The organism is Janthinobacterium sp. 61 (genome assembly GCF_002846335.1).
GTDB lineage: Bacteria > Pseudomonadota > Gammaproteobacteria > Burkholderiales > Burkholderiaceae_D > Janthinobacterium.
The window spans coordinates 839,432-854,435 of the sequence record NZ_PJMQ01000001.1 but is presented as its reverse complement, the minus strand read 5'-3'; the positions used below and the strand labels follow the sequence as shown (position 1 = coordinate 854,435).

The following is a 15,004-nucleotide window of genomic DNA, read 5'->3' as shown; positions in this document are numbered from 1 at the left end:
GCAGGCAATTGAGCGCGGCAATCGCGCAGCCGGACTGGGATGCGATGGAAAAACTCTCGGCCAGCCTGGCGAAAAACATCCCGCTCTTGGCCGAACGTGGCGCATGGACTGCGCTGGAACACGCAGAATTGTTGCAATTGCGCAAAATTCACGCGCAAGCGGTTAAAATTTGCTCTGAGGAAAAAGAACGCCTAGGCTTACACCTGGGTGCATTACAGGCAAATAAAGAAGGTTGGGTCGCCTACGCCGCGCTCGGCGAATACGACTCTGAAGGGTATCAAGCATGATCATGAACTTCAACACGGCGCCGGCCGCTCCGGCACCGGCAGCCACTGCGGCAACTGCAGCGGCACCGGCGCCAGCGTCGGAGCAGGCTGCGGCCTTTCCCGGTGCGCCAGGTGCGCCAGGCTATGCCGGCAATGGCGCCGCGGCCTCCGCCCTGCCCCTGTTTGCGCAGGTGCTCGATGTGACGGCTGTGGAAACAGCCGATGCCGGCACGCCCGCGCCCGCGCCCGCACCCGCCAAGGACAGCGACAGCGACAGCGACAGCGACAGCCAGGCCGACAGCGCCCTGCCAGCCATGACCGCCCCCCTCATTGGCTTGCCGGTGGCAATGCTACCGGTGACGATGCCGCCGACGGACGCGGCCGCAGCCGAGGCGCGTGCCGCTGCCCAGGCGCAAGTGCAGACACCAGTGCAGGCGAATGTCGCGCAAGCCAACCCGGCACTCAACATCAGCGTGCATCCTGCGGCGATCACCCTCGCCGCACCGGCCACGGCGCCAGCGCCGGCATCAGGGCGCGACACGCGCGAGCCGCTGGCCGCCGCCAATCCGGCGACAGTTGCCAAAGGCAACGCGCCGGCACAGCCGTTCGAAGCGTTGCTGCAACAAGGCGCTCCGGCGACAGCCGTCGCCGCCCCTGCCGCACGCGAGGGCGAGCGTGGCGCCGCTACGCCTGCCCCAGCCACGCCCAACCTGGGCTTGACGGGCACGGTCGGCAATACCGCCACGGCGGCCCCGGCCGGCGACACCATCAAGCTCAACGGCCCTGCCCAGCAATGGCAGGGACCGCTGCGCGAAGCGCTGGGCGAACGCCTGCAGACGCAGATCGGGCGCAACAGCGAACATGCGACGATCCGCCTCGATCCGCCCATGCTGGGCCGCATTGAAATTTCCATCCGCCACACGGCCGGCGCGCTGCAGGTGAACGTCACGGCGTCGAACTCGGAGGTGTTGCGCCAGTTGCAAGGCATAGGCGAAAACATGCGCAGCGACCTGGCACAGCGCCAGTTCACCGACGTGGCCGTGAATATCAGCGCGACTCCGCGCAGCCCCGCCGCCCAGGCGTTTGCCGAAGGCGATGCGCGCGGCCAGCGTCAACCGGGACGCCAGCAGGACGATGCCGAGCCGGGCCGCGCCCTGTCCGACGGCACGCCGTCCGGCACTTCTTCCAGCACCACTTACGCCATGCACGAGCGAGAGAACGCCTGATGAATATGAAACTGAAACTGATAGTCGGCTTTGTCGCCGTGGCCGTGCTGGCCGCCGGCGCGGCTGGCGGCGCCATGTGGTATTTGGCCAAGCCGGTCGCCGGCCATGCCGAGGTTGCCGACGCAAAAGCCCCGCCACCGCCCGCCACGGGCAAGAAGGCCCGCAAGTTCCTCACGCTGGACAAGGTCATCGTGATGCTGCGCCGCGGACCTGGCGACACCGAAACGCATTATCTGTCTGCCGACCTGGTGATCGCCACCACCGAAGAAAAGGAAAAGCTGACCAAGGACCACTTGCCGCTGATGCGCTCGATCGCCGTCAGCACCCTGTCGAGCTTTCCGATGGACAAGGCACAGACCATGACGGTGGAGCAATATGCCGAGCAGATCAACAAGGCCTTCAATGTCAGCTATGAACGCGAGCAGATGGAAAAACCCTACACCGAAGTCATGGTCGGCAAGCTGATCATTGAATAAGCCAACACGCCAGCCGACCTAGTGGGAGACCCCGTGGCCTATGTAGAGCAATACCAGGAAGCGTATGGCGCCGGTGAATATGCCGCCGCCAGCGCTTGCGCGGCCGTGCTCAGCGTTACCGAAGAGCAACAACATCTGGTGGCGTATGCCCCTTTGGTGAAGCGCATCGTGCGCCAGCTCAATTCGCAGGTGTCGGGCGCCATCGACCGCGACGACATGGAACAGATCGGCCTGATGGGTTTGCTGGAGGCGCTGCGCCGCTACGGCGTGCCGGACCAGTCATTCGGCAGCTATGCCAGCCTGCGCATCCGCGGCGCCATCCTCGATGAACTGCGGCGCCAGGACTGGCGCCCGCGCGCAGTGCGCCAGGAAAGCCATCGCCTGCGCGACAGCGTGCGCGCCCTGACCCGGCGCCTGGGGCGCGAACCGCTGGATGCGGAAATCATGGCCGCCCTGAAGCTGACGCCGGAAGCTTTCCAGGAATACCAGCTGGCGGAAAACGCCGAGCTGATCGTCAGTTTCGACGAAGTGCTGCAGGAAAGCCTGGGCCAGGCCGACAGCGCACCGAGCCCGGAAGAGCAATTGATGGTGCGACGCAGCCTGGAGCAAGCCCTGCGCGCGCTCGACGAACGCGAGCAGCGCGTGATCCAGATGTATTACGAATTCGAACTGAGCTATAAAGAAATTGCCGCCGTGCTGGACCTGAGCGACGCCCGCGTCTGCCAGTTGAACAAGACGGCGCTGGGCAAGATGAAAGCCATGCTGCAAGACGCATAGGTTTCAGCAAAAGTTTCAGAAGCACCAATCAAATTGACGCAGCACAATGACGCAGAAAGGCAGTTGACATGGTAATTATCGGTATCTTAATCGTGATGGGGTGTGTATTCGGAGGCTTCGCCCTGATGGGCGGCACCGTCCACGCGATCTGGCAACCGGTCGAGTTGATCATCATCATCGGCGCCGCCGTCGGCGCCCTGGTGCTGGGCAACCCGAAGCATGTACTCGGGGAAATGCTGCACCAGATGCGCAAGATCGTCACGCACAAGAAGCAAGGTTCGGAATTCCAGCGCCAGTTGCTGCTGCTGATGTATGAACTGCTGCAAACGGCCGCCGGCGGCCTGAAGGCGCTCGACGCCCACGTCGAAGCACCGCGCGAAAGCGCCCTGTTCCAGCGCTATCCGCTGGTGCTGGAAGAACCGAAGCTGCTGGCCTTCATCGTCGACAACTTCCGTTTGATGGCGATGGGCAAGATCAACGCGCATGAGCTCGAAGGTGTGCTGGAGCAGGAACTGGAGGCCATTCACGACGAACTGCTGCAACCGTCGAAGTCCCTGCACAAGATCGCCGAAGCCATGCCCGGTTTCGGTATTCTGGCCGCCGTTCTGGGTATTGTGATGGCCATGAATTCCGTGGCAGACGGCGCCGATGCGGCGGAAATTTCGGAAAAAGTGGGCGCCGCGATGGTGGGTACCTTCATCGGCATCTTCTTCTGCTACGGCGTGCTCGATCCGATGTGCAACATGATGAAACAGCTGGTGGGCGAGGAAGGTTCGACCATGGAATGCGTGAAAGTCGTGCTGGTCACGCACGTGGCGGGCAAGCCGCCCCTGCTGGCCATCGATGCAGGCCGCCGCCTAGTGCAGCTGAACATCAAGCCGAGCTTCGCCCAGCTGGAAAGCTGGATCAATGCGCTGGAAGATGGCGGCGCCGAGCAAGAGCAAGGCCAAGGCCGGGGAGGCCGCCGTGCTAAAGCCGCATGAGAAACATGAACAGGCCATCATCAAGCGTGCCGGTCGCAAGCATGATGACGATGGCCATGGCGGCGCCTGGAAAGTAGCGTTCGCCGACTTTTGCCTGGCCCTGCTGTCGCTCTTCCTCGTGCTGTGGCTGATGGCCGCGCGCGAGCAGCAGGCGATGAAGGAAATCATGATGGACGCGTCGGCAGGCAGCCGCCAGGGCGAAGGCCAGGGCGTCATGCCGGAACAGAAAGGCGGCCCGCGCGGCAGCCTGATCGAGCGCTTCCCCATGCCCCGCAAGGGCACGGGCGACACGCGCACGGAAGGCAAGCAAACGCACGATGGCAAGGCCGGCGCCGCGCCGCAAAACCAGACCAAGGTCAGCTACCAGTCACCGGAAGACTTGCTGTCCCTGTCGCGCGCACTCGACAAGCTCAGCGACGAAGCGGGATTGAAAAGCAATCTGCAATCGGTGATCACGCCATATGGCTTGCGCGTCATGCTGCACGATACGGACAAGCAAGGCATGTTCGTGCGCGGCAGCGCCGTGCCGACCGACCGTTTCCGCAAGCTGCTGCGCCAGATGGGGCCCGTCTTCGCCCAGATGGACAACCAGATGCTGATCGTCGGCCACACGGATTCGATGCAATACGCCAATAACGGCTATGAAGGCTATTCGAACTGGACCCTGTCGGCCAACCGCGCCATGTCGGCGCGCGCGCAATTGTTGATTGGCAGCATGAGTCCGGACAGCGTGCTGCAAGTGGTGGGCATGGCCGACCGCGCGCCGCTGGACGTGAAAAATGCCAGCGCCGGCATCAACCGCCGCATCGAACTGTTAATATTGACGCGTGGCCAGGCCGACAGCATCGCCGCCATGTTTGGCATGGCGGGGCAAAAGGCGCAAGGCGAAGAGCTGCAAGTGGGTGAACCGGACTCGGGAACCTTGCAGCGCCTGCGCGAAAAACTGGGCCTGCCCGCAAAGAAGGAGCGCGATGAGCATGCAAATTAAGGGCAAGGGACAACGTATGAAAATCTCCTCCGGCAATACCGGCGCTGCCGTACGCAGCAGCGCCGTCGCGCCCGCCGAGGCGATCGCCGAGAACGCGGGCGCCGCAGGCGCCATGCACGGCTCGTCCGCCGGAGCGGAATTGCAGTCGGCCGTGCTGCAACCAGCCATGGCCGCCCTGCGCGCCATGCCCGAGATCGACCACGAGCGCGTGGCAATGCTGCGCGATGCGCTGGCCAAGGGCGAATTGCCATTCGATCCAGCAAAACTGGCAGGCTTGATCCAGCGTTTCCACGGTGGTGAGTCATGACCGCATCGCGCAAGGGCATCACGCGTCAGGAAGCCGTGCACCGCGTGCTGCAAGGCATGACGGACGACAGCGTCGGCTACGCCGCCCTGAAAACCTTGCTGGAAGAACAATTTCAGGCCACCTTGCACCACCAGAGCACCAGACTGACGGCGCTGGCCGACCAGGTCATCGCCGCGGTCGATCCCCTCGATGCACGCCGCCGTCAGCGCGTCAGCCTGGTCACTGCCCTGCTGGGCCCGCAAGGCGATATGCCGCAATTGTTTGCGTTGTTGCAAGAAGACGCGCGCAGCAAGGCGGAGGCCGACTGGGCAGCGCTGGAGCAGATGGTGCTGGAATGCAAGCGCCTGAATGCCCGCAACAGTGATTTATTAACAGAGCAGTACAGCATCATGCGGCGTGTGCTGCATGGCGAGGAAGATACCTATGCGCCAGGCTGATTTCCCCACCACCCGCGCCACGGCGGCGACGCCGTCGACGTTGGCCACCTCCGCCGTGCAGAGCAATATGCGCGCTACCCCTGCCACGGTGGCCGCTGGCAGTTTTGGCAGCGTTTTCCAGCAGGTACAGGGCGAAGTGGCCCGCTTCATCGAACAGGGTGGCGGCAACGCCACTAGCCTGAGCCCGCAAGGCCGCGCCTACCTGGAGCAGAGCCAGCCCGTGAATGTACTGGGCAGTATCAACCAGGGTGGCGAGATCGGAGAAGTGCAGCAGCAGTTCCTCGCCTCGATCAAGCCGTGGACGCAAGAAACGGGCGCGCGCCTGGGCGTGGCGCCGGAAATTGTCGCCGCCCACGCCGCGCTGGAATCGGGCTGGGGCCAGCGTCCGCTGCGCCAGGGCACGGGGGCAGACACGAATAATCTGTTCGGCATCAAGGCCGGCGGCAAATGGCAGGGCGATGTGGCCAGCAATGTCACCACCGAGTACGAAGCGGGCAGCGGCACGGCGCTGAAGAAAACCGAGCGCTTCCGCAGCTATCCGGACCAGGCCAGCGCCTTCCGCGACTATGCACAGGTGTTGCTCGATAATCCACGCTACCGCGCCGCCCTGAACACGGGTACCGACGCGGGCGCCTTCGCGCAAGGTCTGGCGCGCGGCGGCTATGCCACCGACCCCAACTATGCCGCCAAGCTCACGCAGCTGGCGACCCGCTTGCAGCGCACGGCCGCCGCAGACTGACCTTCCTTAACGGCCGCTAATGTCGGCCGGTTCCACCACGCCCGCATCGACCACCCTGGCACGTATCACCGTGCCGCTGGTGGCGTTGCGCACGCGGATCACCTCCCCCAGCGCGCCGGGATCCAGCGCTTCGCCGGCCATGCTCACTTCCACCTGCTCCTTGCGTGCCACGATATTGACCGCACTGCCCCGCTTGATCAACATGGGCGCTGCCAGTTGTCCCTGGCGCAGCACTTCGCCGGCACGCAAGCTGCGCCGGCTCGACAGGCCGACTGCGCCCGGCAGGGAGGAAATACTGTCCGGCACCATCGTCACATCGCGTCGCGCCATCGTCACGTCGCCCGCCTGCAACGGCGTATTGGCCGTGACGGGCGCGCTGGTGACGGCGACCTGGGCCGTGATGCTGCCGCGCGCCAGCATTTCGTAACGCCAACCGTTGCTTCCAGGACACACTGCCACAAAGCGCATGCGCTGCGCCGAACGGCTGTCCGCCGTTTCCAGGGTAACAGGCGCCGCGCAAGCAGGCACGGGGCGCGTGCTTTTCACCACGGCCACCTGGAACTGCGGTTCCAGCAACCCCGCCTTGCCTGCCTGCTGCGCCAATTGCTCTCGCGCCAACTGTTCCACACGCGAAAATATATTGTCGGCTGGCAATTCTGCGCGACCTGCACTACTATATAGGCTGGTCAGTAAAAATAGGCCGGGAAGCAGTATATGAGGGAGTGGCACCTTGTTTCGGATCATCGTAATGCTGTTGAAATGAATCATTGCTAACCTTAATCAAAGATACTGAAGCGGCATGACCTTACCATGCGTCAACATGACCAGGCGGGGATTTTACCTCTGCACCACCTATTTTCTAGCCCGAACCGCAAAAAGCACGATCGAATTCAATACAAAGGATGACCATGGGGATTAATTTCAAGGATGCGCTGGGCGTGCACGCTGATGCACTCGCGCTGCGTGCCGACCGTACCCGCGTGCTGGCGGCCAATATTGCCAATGAAAATACGCCCGGCTTCCAGGCCATGGACATGGATTTCGGCAGCGCCCTGCAGCAGTTGCAGGACAACGAGGCCGGCCTGCTGTCGACCGATGACGATGCCAGTGCCCTGTACCGCGTACCCTACCACCCCAGCCGCGACGGCAATACCGTCGAAATCGGTGTCGAGCAGGCGGCGTTCTCTCAGAATGCCACCGACTTCCAGACCAGCCTTACTTTCGTCAACATGAAACTGAAGGGTCTGTCCAAGGCCATTTCCGGACAATAAGGATCAGCATGAGCTTCCAGGATATTTCCAAGATCGCCGGTTCGGCGATGGCGGCGCAGACCGTGCGCCTCAATACCATCGCCAGCAACCTGGCCAATGCCGATTCCGTTGCCGGTTCCGAAGGCGAAACCTATCGCGCGCGCAAGCCCGTGTTTGCAGCCGTGATGGATGGCCCCGGCGCCAGCGGCGCCGGTGGAAGAGTACAAGTGCTCGACGTGGTGCAAAGCGATGAGCCGCTGCGCAAGGTGTATGAACCGGGCCACCCGATGGCCAATGCCGATGGCATGGTGTTCTACCCCAACGTCAATCAGGTGGCAGAGATGACCGACATGATGTCGGCGTCGCGCGCGTTTGAAACAAATGTCGAAGTTCTGGGCCGCATCAAGTCGATGCAGCAATCGCTCCTCAAATTAGGTGAAGCATAATCCATGGAAACCAATCTCTTTACAAACAACACCAGCGGCAGCGGCAGCAACAACAATGCCGTCAAGTCGCAAGGCAATGCCACCCAGGATATGTTCACCAAGTTGCTGGTCGCGCAGATCAAAAACCAGGATCCCCTCGCGCCGACCGACCCGAGCCAGTTCGTCAATCAATTGACGCAGCAGGCGCAAACAGAAGCGATGCAGAATCTGTCGGCGCTGACCAGCGCCAATGCCAGCGTGCTGCAATCGATGCAGGTGCTGGCATTAGGCGCGCAAGTGGGCTCAGAAGTCATGGTCAACAGCGAAACGGTCCAGCTCGACAAGAGCAAGGTCAGCGGCACCATCGCGCTGGCCGCCAGCACCACCAAGACCACCGTGACCCTGAAAGGGCTGGACGACAAGGAATACAAGATCGAACTGGGCGCCAAATCGCCCGGCACGGTGCCGTTTACCATCGATCCTGTGGCCTTGGGCTTGCCTGCCGGTACCTACAGCATGAAGGTCAGCACCAGCGGCACCGAAAAACCATCGGTCGATATTGCAGGCAAACTCAACAGCGTGCGCCTGTCGTCTGGTGGCAGCATGATATTGAGCGTGTCGAACCTGGGCGAAGTCAACCCTGGCGCGATCACCGGCTTCAACGGCAAGACGGCCTGATCCGCTCGCCCCTTCGTTTCCTGCACACTAATCTCGTCCTTCACTAAAGGAAGTCAACATGAGTTTCGACATCGCCCTGTCCGGTATCCAGTCCATCAACCAACAGTTGAACAGCACCAGTAACAATATCGCCAATGCCGGCACCTACGGCTTCAAGAGCAGCCGCGCCAACTTTTCGGCCATGTACGCCGGTTCGCGCGCAACGGGCACGGAAATCGGCTCGATCACGCAAAGCATGTCGCTCAATGGCGGCGTGCTGAACACGGGCCGCGCGCTCGACGCCGCCATCGATGGCCGCGGCTACTTCGTCGCGCGCGATGCGCAAAACACCATGAGCTACAGCCGCGTTGGCATCTTTTCGGCCAGCAATGACGGCAAGCTGATCGACTCGAACGGCCGCCTGGTACAGGGCTATGCCTCCGTCAAGGGCAGCACCACCCTGGGCACCATGGGCGACATGAACATTCCGACGGGCCAGATTCCTGCAGAAGCGTCGACCAAGCTGGCGTATGCCGCCAACATGTCGTCCGAGTGGCCTATCAAGACCCCGCCTTTCGACAAGACCAATGAACTGACCTACAACAGCGCCAAGTCCTCGATCGTCTACGATTCGCTGGGTGCCAAGCACTCGCTGGGCCAGTACTTCGTCAAGACGGCAACGGGCGTGACCGTGCACTACACCCTCGACAACGCCGATCTGGCACCGGTGACAAACATGACCTTCGACACGTCCGGCAAGCTGCAGACCGGCACGGCGGTCACGCTGGCGCTGGGCACGCCGCCCGGCGCCGCGCCGCTGTCGATCGCCATCGACTACACGGGCACGACCCAGTTCGCGGGCGAAGCCACCACCTCGACCGACCGCGCCGACGGCTATGCCTCGGGCACCTACACGGGCGTGGAACTGGCCAATGACGGCTCCGTTGTGGCGAAATACACGAACGGCCAGAAGCAAAGCATCGGCGTGATCGCCCTGGCCACCTTCCCAGACGAAGGCGCGCTGACGGCCGTCAACGATACCAGCTGGGTCGCCTCGACCACGTCCGGCACCGCCATCTATGACCGTCCTGGCGTCGGCATGGCCGGCAAACTGGTGACGAGCTCGCTGGAACAGTCGAACGTCGACATCACCTCCGAACTGGTGGGCCTGATGACGTCGCAGCGTAATTACCAGGCGAATTCGAAGGTCATCTCGACCGAGAACGCCATGCTGCAATCGCTGATGCAAGCGTTGTAATCCACGATACGCGAAGGTAAAGAGCAATGGATGCGCTGATTTATACCGCCATGAGCGGGGCCGACCGTGCCCTGCGGGCACAGCAGGTACACGCCAACAACCTGGCCAACATCGAGACGGGCGGCTTTCGCGCCAATCTGGAAGTGTCCACTGCCCAGCCGCTGCAAAACGGCTATGGCTACGACGACCGCCACATGACGCAGACGCAGTCGAGCGCCGTCGGCACGCGCACGGGCGCCATCAAGGAAACGGGACGCGAACTCGACGTGGCCGTCACGGGCAACGGTTTTCTTGCGGTACAGTGGCAAAACGGCGAAGCCTACACGCGCGCCGGCGCCATGGACCTCGATGAAACGGGCGCGCTGACCATCAACGGCCGCCCTGTGCTGGGCGAAGGTGGCCCGATTACGATTCCCGAGCACACCAGCCTGTCGATCGGCGGTGATGGCACGATCTCCATCCAGGTGCCGGGCACTGCGCAAATGCAGACTGTCGACAAACTCAAGCTGGTCAACGCCGAAGCGGGCGAGCTGACCAAGAACGAGGCGGGCCTGATCGTCGCGCGCAGCGGCGAAGACTTGCAGGCTGACCCGACGGTACGCCTGCGCGACCGCCATCTGGAAGGCAGCAACGTCTCGGCCGTCGAGGAAATGGTCGCCACCATGAGCCTGAACCGCAGTTTCGAGATGCAAATGAAAATATTCAAGGCCAGCGATTCCATGACGGAATCCGGTAACCGCCTGCTGGGCGCTTAAGCCCAACGCCAAACTATTACTAGGAGCAACACATGAATCCAGCAATGTGGATCAGCAAGACCGGCGTGCAGGCACAAGATGCCAAACTGCAAGCCATCGCGAATAACCTGGCCAACGTCAACACCGTCGGTTTCAAGCGCGACCGCGTCGTGTTCGAAGACCTGTTCTACCAGGTCGAACAGCAACCGGGCACGCAGCGCGCCGACAATACACTCTCGCCATCGGGCGTACAGCTGGGTAACGGCACGCACATGGTGGGCACGCAAAAAGTGTTTACCACCGGCAGCCTGCAAACGACGAGCCGCGAATTCGACGTCGCCATCACCGGCAACGGCTTTTTGCAAGTGTTGCGCCCGAACGGCGAAGCAGCCTACACGCGCGCCGGCCAGCTGGGCATCAATGAAAACGGCGTGATGGTCAACGCCCAGGGCTTGCCGCTGGTGCCGCAGATCACCGTGCCAAACAATGCCACGGCGATCACCATCGGCGAAAACGGCATGGTCACGGCCACCGTGCCGGGCAATGTCAACGGCACCCAGCTGGGCCAGCTGAACCTGACCAGCTTTATCAACCCGACGGGCCTGCTGGCACTGGGCGAAAACCTGTTCCAGGAAACGGCATCGAGCGGCACGCCGACCGAAGGCCGTCCCGGTGAAGGCGCCCTGGGCAAGCTGAAGCAGTTTGCGCTGGAAGGCTCGAACGTGCAGGTGGTCGAAGAGATGGTCGACATGATCGCTGCCCAGCGCACCTATGAAATGAACACCAAGGTGCTGTCGGCCGCCGACAATATGCTGCAATACCTGGCGCAAGCGGCACGCTGATGACAGGCGCCATGAAAGCCACGGCGGCCGCGCTGCTGGTATTGATGGCCGGTTGTGCCAGCCAGCCCGCCGCGCCGGTGGCGCCCAGCTTTTCCGATACACCGCTGCCCGTGGCGCCGCGCAGCGCTGCGCGCGGCGGCGTGGGAGGCGGCGTGTTCAATCCTGACGCGGGCCTGGACCTGATCTCGGACAGCCGCGCCTTCCGCGTGGGTGACGTCGTCACCGTGGCCCTGCAGGAAACCACGCAGGCCAGCAAGAAGGCCGGTACCTCCTTCAACAAGGGCTCGTCCGTCGGCGTGAAAGCGGCCAACATCCTCGGCAAGACTTTCCCCAAGACGGGCATAGACCTCTCTGCCGAACGCGACTTCGCCGGCGACTCGACCAGCACGCAGCAAAATGCGCTGTCCGGCGCCATCACCGTGATCGTGCAGGAAGTGCTGCCGAACGGCTTGCTGCGCGTGCAAGGCGAGAAGACGCTGACCCTGAACCAGGGCGAAGAATTCGTGCGCCTGCGCGGCTACCTGCGCGCAGCCGACATCGATTCCAACAACCAGGTATCGTCCTTGCGCATCGCCAATGCGCAAATCGCCTATTCCGGCCAGGGCACCCTGGCCGAAGCCAATACACCAGGCTGGCTGACGCGCTTCTTCGTCGGCCCATGGATGCCGTTTTAAGGTGAGCTCATGAAATTTCGTTCCGCCCTGCCCCTGGCAGCCATGCTGGCCGTGCTCTCCGGCCTGTCCCTGCCCGCCAGCGCCGCGCAAGTGCTGCGCAACCTGGTCAGCATCGAGGGCGTGCGCGACAACCCGCTGGTCGGCTATGGCCTCGTCGTGGGCCTGAACGGCAGCGGCGACACCACCCAGGTAAAATTTTCCAGCCAGTCCGTGGTCAACATGCTCAAGCAATTCGGCGTGAAGATGCCGGACGGTGCCGAAGCGAAAAGCAAGAACGTCGCCACCGTCATGGTCAGCGCCGTGTTTCCACCAGGATACCGCCGTGGCCAGGCCATCGACGTCACCGTCTCGTCCCTGGGCGATGCGAAAAGCTTGCGTGGCGGCACCTTGCTGCTGACGCAATTGCGCGCAGCCGATAATGAAACGTATGCGCTGGCGCAAGGCAACGTGGTCGTCGGCGGCTTGAACGCCACCGGCAAGAGCGGCTCGTCCGTCACCGTCAACACGCCCACCTCGGGCCGCATTCCCAACGGTGCCAACATCGAACGCGAGATTCTCAGCGACTTTTCCACCAGGCCTTCCGTCACCCTGAACTTGCGCCATCCGCATTTCGAGACGGCCATCAATATCGTCGAAGCCGTGAACCGCCGCTTCGGTGCCGTCGCCACCACGCGCGACGCCACCAGCGTGGACGTGCTGGCGCCGGAAAACCCGACCCAGCGCGTGGCTTTCATGGCCAAACTGGAAGCCTTGAGCGTCGATGTGGGTGTCGACACCCCGAAAGTGGTCTTCAATTCGCGCACCGGCACCGTAGTCATCGCCGAAGGCTTGCGCGTGAAGGCGGCTGCCGTCACGCACGGCTCGCTCAAGGTCGTCATTTCCGAAAGCTCGGCAGTGAGCCAGCCGGCGCCGTTCGGCCGCGGCCAGACCACTGTCACACCGCAATCAAAAGTGTCCGTCGACCAGGGCAACGGCAATATGTTCAAATGGCCGGCCGGCGCCAAACTGCAGTCTATCATCGATGTGGTCAACAGCCTGGGCGCCTCGCCCGATGACATCATGGCAATTTTACAAGCCCTCGACCAGGCTGGCGCCATCGAAGGCGAACTGGTGGTAATCTGATGCTTAATATCAATGACAGCAGCAGCGCCCTGCCTTCGGCGCTCGACGACCGCTCTCCTGCCGCGGCCACGCCGGCCGATCCCCGCTACGCGGCCAAGGCCACCGAGGCGGCCGTCAAGTTCGAAGCCTTCTTCATCTCGCACATGCTGCGCCAGATGCGTTCGGGTACGCGCGAGATGGCAGGCGAGGACAGCGTCTTCAAGGACCCCATCAACAGCGACATGCTGGAAATGGCCGACAACCTGGTGGCCGACAAGATGGCCGGCCAGCGCGCCTTCGGCATCGCCGACGCCATCCTGCGCCAGCTGCTGCCGGCGGCCGGCGCCCCCGTGGCTGCCAAAAGCCCTGTCAAGACCGACAATATTGCGGCGCCGCTTAATAAATCTGTCTGAAGCGTCGCCTGTACAAGGTAACAACGATTCAATGCCTGCCCACCCGCACGCGCCACACTCTTCACGAAAGAAACTTGCCCAATGAGCATCATCAGCAATGCATTGTCAGGCAGCATCGCCGCCCAGGCCGCACTCAATGCGGCCAGCCAGAACATCGCCAACCTGCAAACGGCGGGCTACACGCGCCAGGGCGTGCTGCTGTCATCGCTGGGCGCCACCGCCGGCGTGCGCTCGGCCGGCAATGGCGTGGAAGTGTCCGCCTTGCTGCGCTTTGCCGATGCGTATAAAAGCCAGCAAATGTGGCGTGCCGCGTCCGACCAGGGCGCCCGTTCGCAGACCCAGCCTTACCTGACCCAGCTCGAGCGCGTGATGGGCGACGATGCCTCCAGCATCAGCAACGGCATCGACGGCTTTTTCGCCGCCCTCAACGCGGCCGCCGTTGACCCGACCTCGACACCGCTGCGCCAGCAGATTGTCACTTCCGCCGACGCCATGGCGCAGCGCTTCAACAGCATCAGCACCGTCATGGCCAACCAGTTGCTGTCGGTGCAGCAGCAACGAGCAGCGATCGTGCCACAAGCCAATACCACCCTGGCCAATATCGCCGCGCTGAACCAGCGCATCAGCACCTCCACGGCCTCGGGCACGAACGTGTCATCGCTGATGGATGCGCGCGACCAGCTGATCGACGGCCTGGCCTCGCAAATGGGCATCGACGTCCTCGACCAGCCGGACGGCTCGCGCAATATTTCGCTGAAGTCGGGCCAGCCGCTGGTCATCGGCAGCCTGGCCGGCACCTTGACCAGCGGCATGACGAACACGGGCCAGCAAACCCTGAGCCTCGATTTCGCCAAGTCTTCGTACAACCTCGATCTGTCAGCCATCGGCGGCCAGATGGGCGGCCTGGGCGAGTTCGAGCAAAACACCCTGAGACCGCTGCAGCAGTCGCTGCAAGACATGGCCACACAGTTGACCAGCCAGGTCAATGCGCAGCTGGCCCTGGGCAAGACCATGGCTGGCGCCGCCGGCGGCCCCCTGCTGGCCTACGCGAACGGCAAGCTGAGCATTACCCCCGGCTTCAACGCCAAGGACCTGGCCCTGTCGCTGACAGGTGCGGCAGGCGACAGCGGCAACTTGCAAAAATTGATCGATATCAAGAATCAATCGATCAATGTCAGCTGGGTGGGTTCCGTCCTGATGAGCGATGCGGATACGCAGCTCGTCGGCAAGCTGGCTATTTACAGCCAGCAGAACCAGGCCCTGCTGAAGACGTCCAACACGGTGCGCGCGCAAGCCATCGACGACTGGAAGTCCACCAGCGGCGTGAACAAGGACGAGGAAGCGATGAATCTGGTCGAATTCCAGAATATGTACCAGGCAAACATGAAAGTCATTTCCGTGGCGAACACCTTGTTTGATGCCACTTTGCAAATGATGGGTTAAGGAGAAGA

Annotated in this window: 20 protein-coding genes; 19 read left to right on the top strand and 1 reads right to left on the bottom strand. The window is 62.7% G+C overall.

The window, feature by feature from the left end; genetic code table 11:
* The first annotated feature begins 8 nt into the window (after window positions 1–8).
* From CLU92_RS03970 to CLU92_RS03930, 9 genes are all read left to right on the top strand, one after another.
* On the top strand, window positions 9–287 hold the full coding sequence (locus CLU92_RS03970) for a hypothetical protein (protein WP_243858149.1): 279 nt from the start codon (window positions 9–11) through the stop codon (window positions 285–287).
* Window positions 284–1,492 carry a flagellar hook-length control protein FliK gene (locus CLU92_RS03965; RefSeq protein ID WP_101480819.1) on the top strand — a complete coding sequence of 403 codons (1,209 nt, stop codon included), beginning with the start codon at window positions 284–286 and terminating at the stop codon, window positions 1,490–1,492. Before CLU92_RS03970 ends, CLU92_RS03965 begins: the two co-directional genes overlap by 4 nt.
* On the top strand, window positions 1,492–1,968 hold the full coding sequence (locus tag CLU92_RS03960) for a flagellar basal body-associated FliL family protein (RefSeq protein WP_101480818.1): 477 nt from the start codon (window positions 1,492–1,494) through the stop codon (window positions 1,966–1,968). The genes CLU92_RS03965 and CLU92_RS03960 overlap by 1 nt, the downstream gene beginning before the upstream one ends.
* A 33-nt stretch (window positions 1,969–2,001) precedes the next feature.
* On the top strand, window positions 2,002–2,745 hold the full coding sequence (locus CLU92_RS03955) for a FliA/WhiG family RNA polymerase sigma factor (RefSeq protein WP_101484478.1): 744 nt from the start codon (window positions 2,002–2,004) through the stop codon (window positions 2,743–2,745).
* 68 nt (window positions 2,746–2,813) lie between these two features.
* Window positions 2,814–3,728 carry a flagellar motor stator protein MotA gene (motA, locus tag CLU92_RS03950; protein WP_034757817.1) on the top strand — a complete coding sequence of 305 codons (915 nt, stop codon included), beginning with the start codon at window positions 2,814–2,816 and terminating at the stop codon, window positions 3,726–3,728.
* Window positions 3,655–4,716, top strand: coding sequence for a flagellar motor protein MotB (locus tag CLU92_RS03945; protein WP_101480817.1), 1,062 nt, complete (start codon window positions 3,655–3,657; stop codon window positions 4,714–4,716). Before motA ends, CLU92_RS03945 begins: the two co-directional genes overlap by 74 nt.
* Before the next feature lie 16 nt (window positions 4,717–4,732).
* Entirely contained in the window at window positions 4,733–5,023 is a 291-nt protein-coding gene (gene flgM, locus CLU92_RS03940) for a flagellar biosynthesis anti-sigma factor FlgM (RefSeq protein ID WP_101480816.1), read from the top strand.
* The gene (gene flgN / locus CLU92_RS03935; protein ID WP_101480815.1) at window positions 5,020–5,460 is read left to right on the top strand and encodes a flagellar export chaperone FlgN; all 441 of its coding nucleotides are present in this window, start codon (window positions 5,020–5,022) and stop codon (window positions 5,458–5,460) included. Before flgM ends, flgN begins: the two co-directional genes overlap by 4 nt.
* Window positions 5,447–6,199: a glycoside hydrolase family 73 protein gene (locus CLU92_RS03930; RefSeq protein ID WP_101480814.1), complete on the top strand. Its 753-nt coding sequence runs from the start codon at window positions 5,447–5,449 to the stop codon at window positions 6,197–6,199. Before flgN ends, CLU92_RS03930 begins: the two co-directional genes overlap by 14 nt.
* A 6-nt stretch (window positions 6,200–6,205) precedes the next feature.
* Here CLU92_RS03930 and flgA read toward each other — a convergent pair whose 3' ends face one another.
* Complete coding sequence (gene flgA / locus CLU92_RS03925) at window positions 6,206–6,826, bottom strand: flagellar basal body P-ring formation chaperone FlgA (RefSeq protein WP_257562352.1); 621 nt, start codon at window positions 6,824–6,826, stop codon at window positions 6,206–6,208.
* Window positions 6,827–7,107: 281 nt separating this feature from the next.
* On the opposite strand from flgA, the gene flgB reads away from it, so the two are divergent.
* The 10 genes from flgB to flgK all read left to right on the top strand — a co-directional run bounded on the left by flgB (window position 7,108) and on the right by flgK (window position 14,996).
* Complete coding sequence (flgB, locus tag CLU92_RS03920) at window positions 7,108–7,470, top strand: flagellar basal body rod protein FlgB (protein WP_034758109.1); 363 nt, start codon at window positions 7,108–7,110, stop codon at window positions 7,468–7,470.
* A gap of 8 nt (window positions 7,471–7,478) precedes the next feature.
* Window positions 7,479–7,895: a flagellar basal body rod protein FlgC gene (gene flgC / locus CLU92_RS03915; protein WP_034757795.1), complete on the top strand. Its 417-nt coding sequence runs from the start codon at window positions 7,479–7,481 to the stop codon at window positions 7,893–7,895.
* A 3-nt stretch (window positions 7,896–7,898) separates the two neighbouring features.
* Window positions 7,899–8,552: a flagellar hook capping FlgD N-terminal domain-containing protein gene (locus CLU92_RS03910; RefSeq protein WP_101480812.1), complete on the top strand. Its 654-nt coding sequence runs from the start codon at window positions 7,899–7,901 to the stop codon at window positions 8,550–8,552.
* A 58-nt stretch (window positions 8,553–8,610) separates the two neighbouring features.
* Window positions 8,611–9,789, top strand: a complete 1,179-nt coding sequence (locus CLU92_RS03905) for a flagellar hook protein FlgE (protein ID WP_101480811.1) — start codon at window positions 8,611–8,613, stop codon at window positions 9,787–9,789.
* A gap of 26 nt (window positions 9,790–9,815) precedes the next feature.
* Entirely contained in the window at window positions 9,816–10,544 is a 729-nt protein-coding gene (locus CLU92_RS03900; RefSeq protein ID WP_101480810.1) for a flagellar basal body rod protein FlgF, read from the top strand.
* A 32-nt stretch (window positions 10,545–10,576) separates the two neighbouring features.
* Complete coding sequence (gene flgG, locus CLU92_RS03895) at window positions 10,577–11,365, top strand: flagellar basal-body rod protein FlgG (protein WP_180338421.1); 789 nt, start codon at window positions 10,577–10,579, stop codon at window positions 11,363–11,365.
* 11 nt (window positions 11,366–11,376) lie between these two features.
* Window positions 11,377–12,039, top strand: a complete 663-nt coding sequence (gene flgH, locus CLU92_RS03890) for a flagellar basal body L-ring protein FlgH (RefSeq protein WP_166674808.1) — start codon at window positions 11,377–11,379, stop codon at window positions 12,037–12,039.
* Between the two features lie 9 nt (window positions 12,040–12,048).
* Entirely contained in the window at window positions 12,049–13,161 is a 1,113-nt protein-coding gene (locus tag CLU92_RS03885; RefSeq protein WP_101480807.1) for a flagellar basal body P-ring protein FlgI, read from the top strand.
* On the top strand, window positions 13,161–13,553 hold the full coding sequence (locus CLU92_RS03880) for a rod-binding protein (RefSeq protein WP_101480806.1): 393 nt from the start codon (window positions 13,161–13,163) through the stop codon (window positions 13,551–13,553). Before CLU92_RS03885 ends, CLU92_RS03880 begins: the two co-directional genes overlap by 1 nt.
* An 81-nt stretch (window positions 13,554–13,634) precedes the next feature.
* Entirely contained in the window at window positions 13,635–14,996 is a 1,362-nt protein-coding gene (gene flgK / locus CLU92_RS03875) for a flagellar hook-associated protein FlgK (protein ID WP_101480805.1), read from the top strand.
* Window positions 14,997–15,004: the final 8 nt, after the last annotated feature.

Bases quoted from the DNA above. Each gene is read 5' to 3' on its own strand.
- CLU92_RS03965 (WP_101480819.1), top strand. From the start codon at position 284: ATGATCATGAACTTCAACACGGCGCCGGCCGCTCCGGCACCGGCAGCC.
- CLU92_RS03960 (WP_101480818.1), top strand. From the start codon at position 1,492: ATGAATATGAAACTGAAACTGATAGTCGGCTTTGTCGCCGTGGCCGTG.
- motA (WP_034757817.1), top strand. From the start codon at position 2,814: ATGGTAATTATCGGTATCTTAATCGTGATGGGGTGTGTATTCGGAGGC.
- CLU92_RS03945 (WP_101480817.1), top strand. From the start codon at position 3,655: ATGCGCTGGAAGATGGCGGCGCCGAGCAAGAGCAAGGCCAAGGCCGGG.
- flgM (WP_101480816.1), top strand. From the start codon at position 4,733: ATGAAAATCTCCTCCGGCAATACCGGCGCTGCCGTACGCAGCAGCGCC.
- flgN (WP_101480815.1), top strand. From the start codon at position 5,020: ATGACCGCATCGCGCAAGGGCATCACGCGTCAGGAAGCCGTGCACCGC.
- CLU92_RS03930 (WP_101480814.1), top strand. From the start codon at position 5,447: ATGCGCCAGGCTGATTTCCCCACCACCCGCGCCACGGCGGCGACGCCG.
- flgB (WP_034758109.1), top strand. From the start codon at position 7,108: ATGGGGATTAATTTCAAGGATGCGCTGGGCGTGCACGCTGATGCACTC.
- flgC (WP_034757795.1), top strand. From the start codon at position 7,479: ATGAGCTTCCAGGATATTTCCAAGATCGCCGGTTCGGCGATGGCGGCG.
- CLU92_RS03910 (WP_101480812.1), top strand. From the start codon at position 7,899: ATGGAAACCAATCTCTTTACAAACAACACCAGCGGCAGCGGCAGCAAC.
- CLU92_RS03905 (WP_101480811.1), top strand. From the start codon at position 8,611: ATGAGTTTCGACATCGCCCTGTCCGGTATCCAGTCCATCAACCAACAG.
- CLU92_RS03900 (WP_101480810.1), top strand. From the start codon at position 9,816: ATGGATGCGCTGATTTATACCGCCATGAGCGGGGCCGACCGTGCCCTG.
- flgG (WP_180338421.1), top strand. From the start codon at position 10,577: ATGAATCCAGCAATGTGGATCAGCAAGACCGGCGTGCAGGCACAAGAT.
- flgH (WP_166674808.1), top strand. From the start codon at position 11,377: ATGAAAGCCACGGCGGCCGCGCTGCTGGTATTGATGGCCGGTTGTGCC.
- CLU92_RS03885 (WP_101480807.1), top strand. From the start codon at position 12,049: ATGAAATTTCGTTCCGCCCTGCCCCTGGCAGCCATGCTGGCCGTGCTC.
- CLU92_RS03880 (WP_101480806.1), top strand. From the start codon at position 13,161: ATGCTTAATATCAATGACAGCAGCAGCGCCCTGCCTTCGGCGCTCGAC.
- flgK (WP_101480805.1), top strand. From the start codon at position 13,635: ATGAGCATCATCAGCAATGCATTGTCAGGCAGCATCGCCGCCCAGGCC.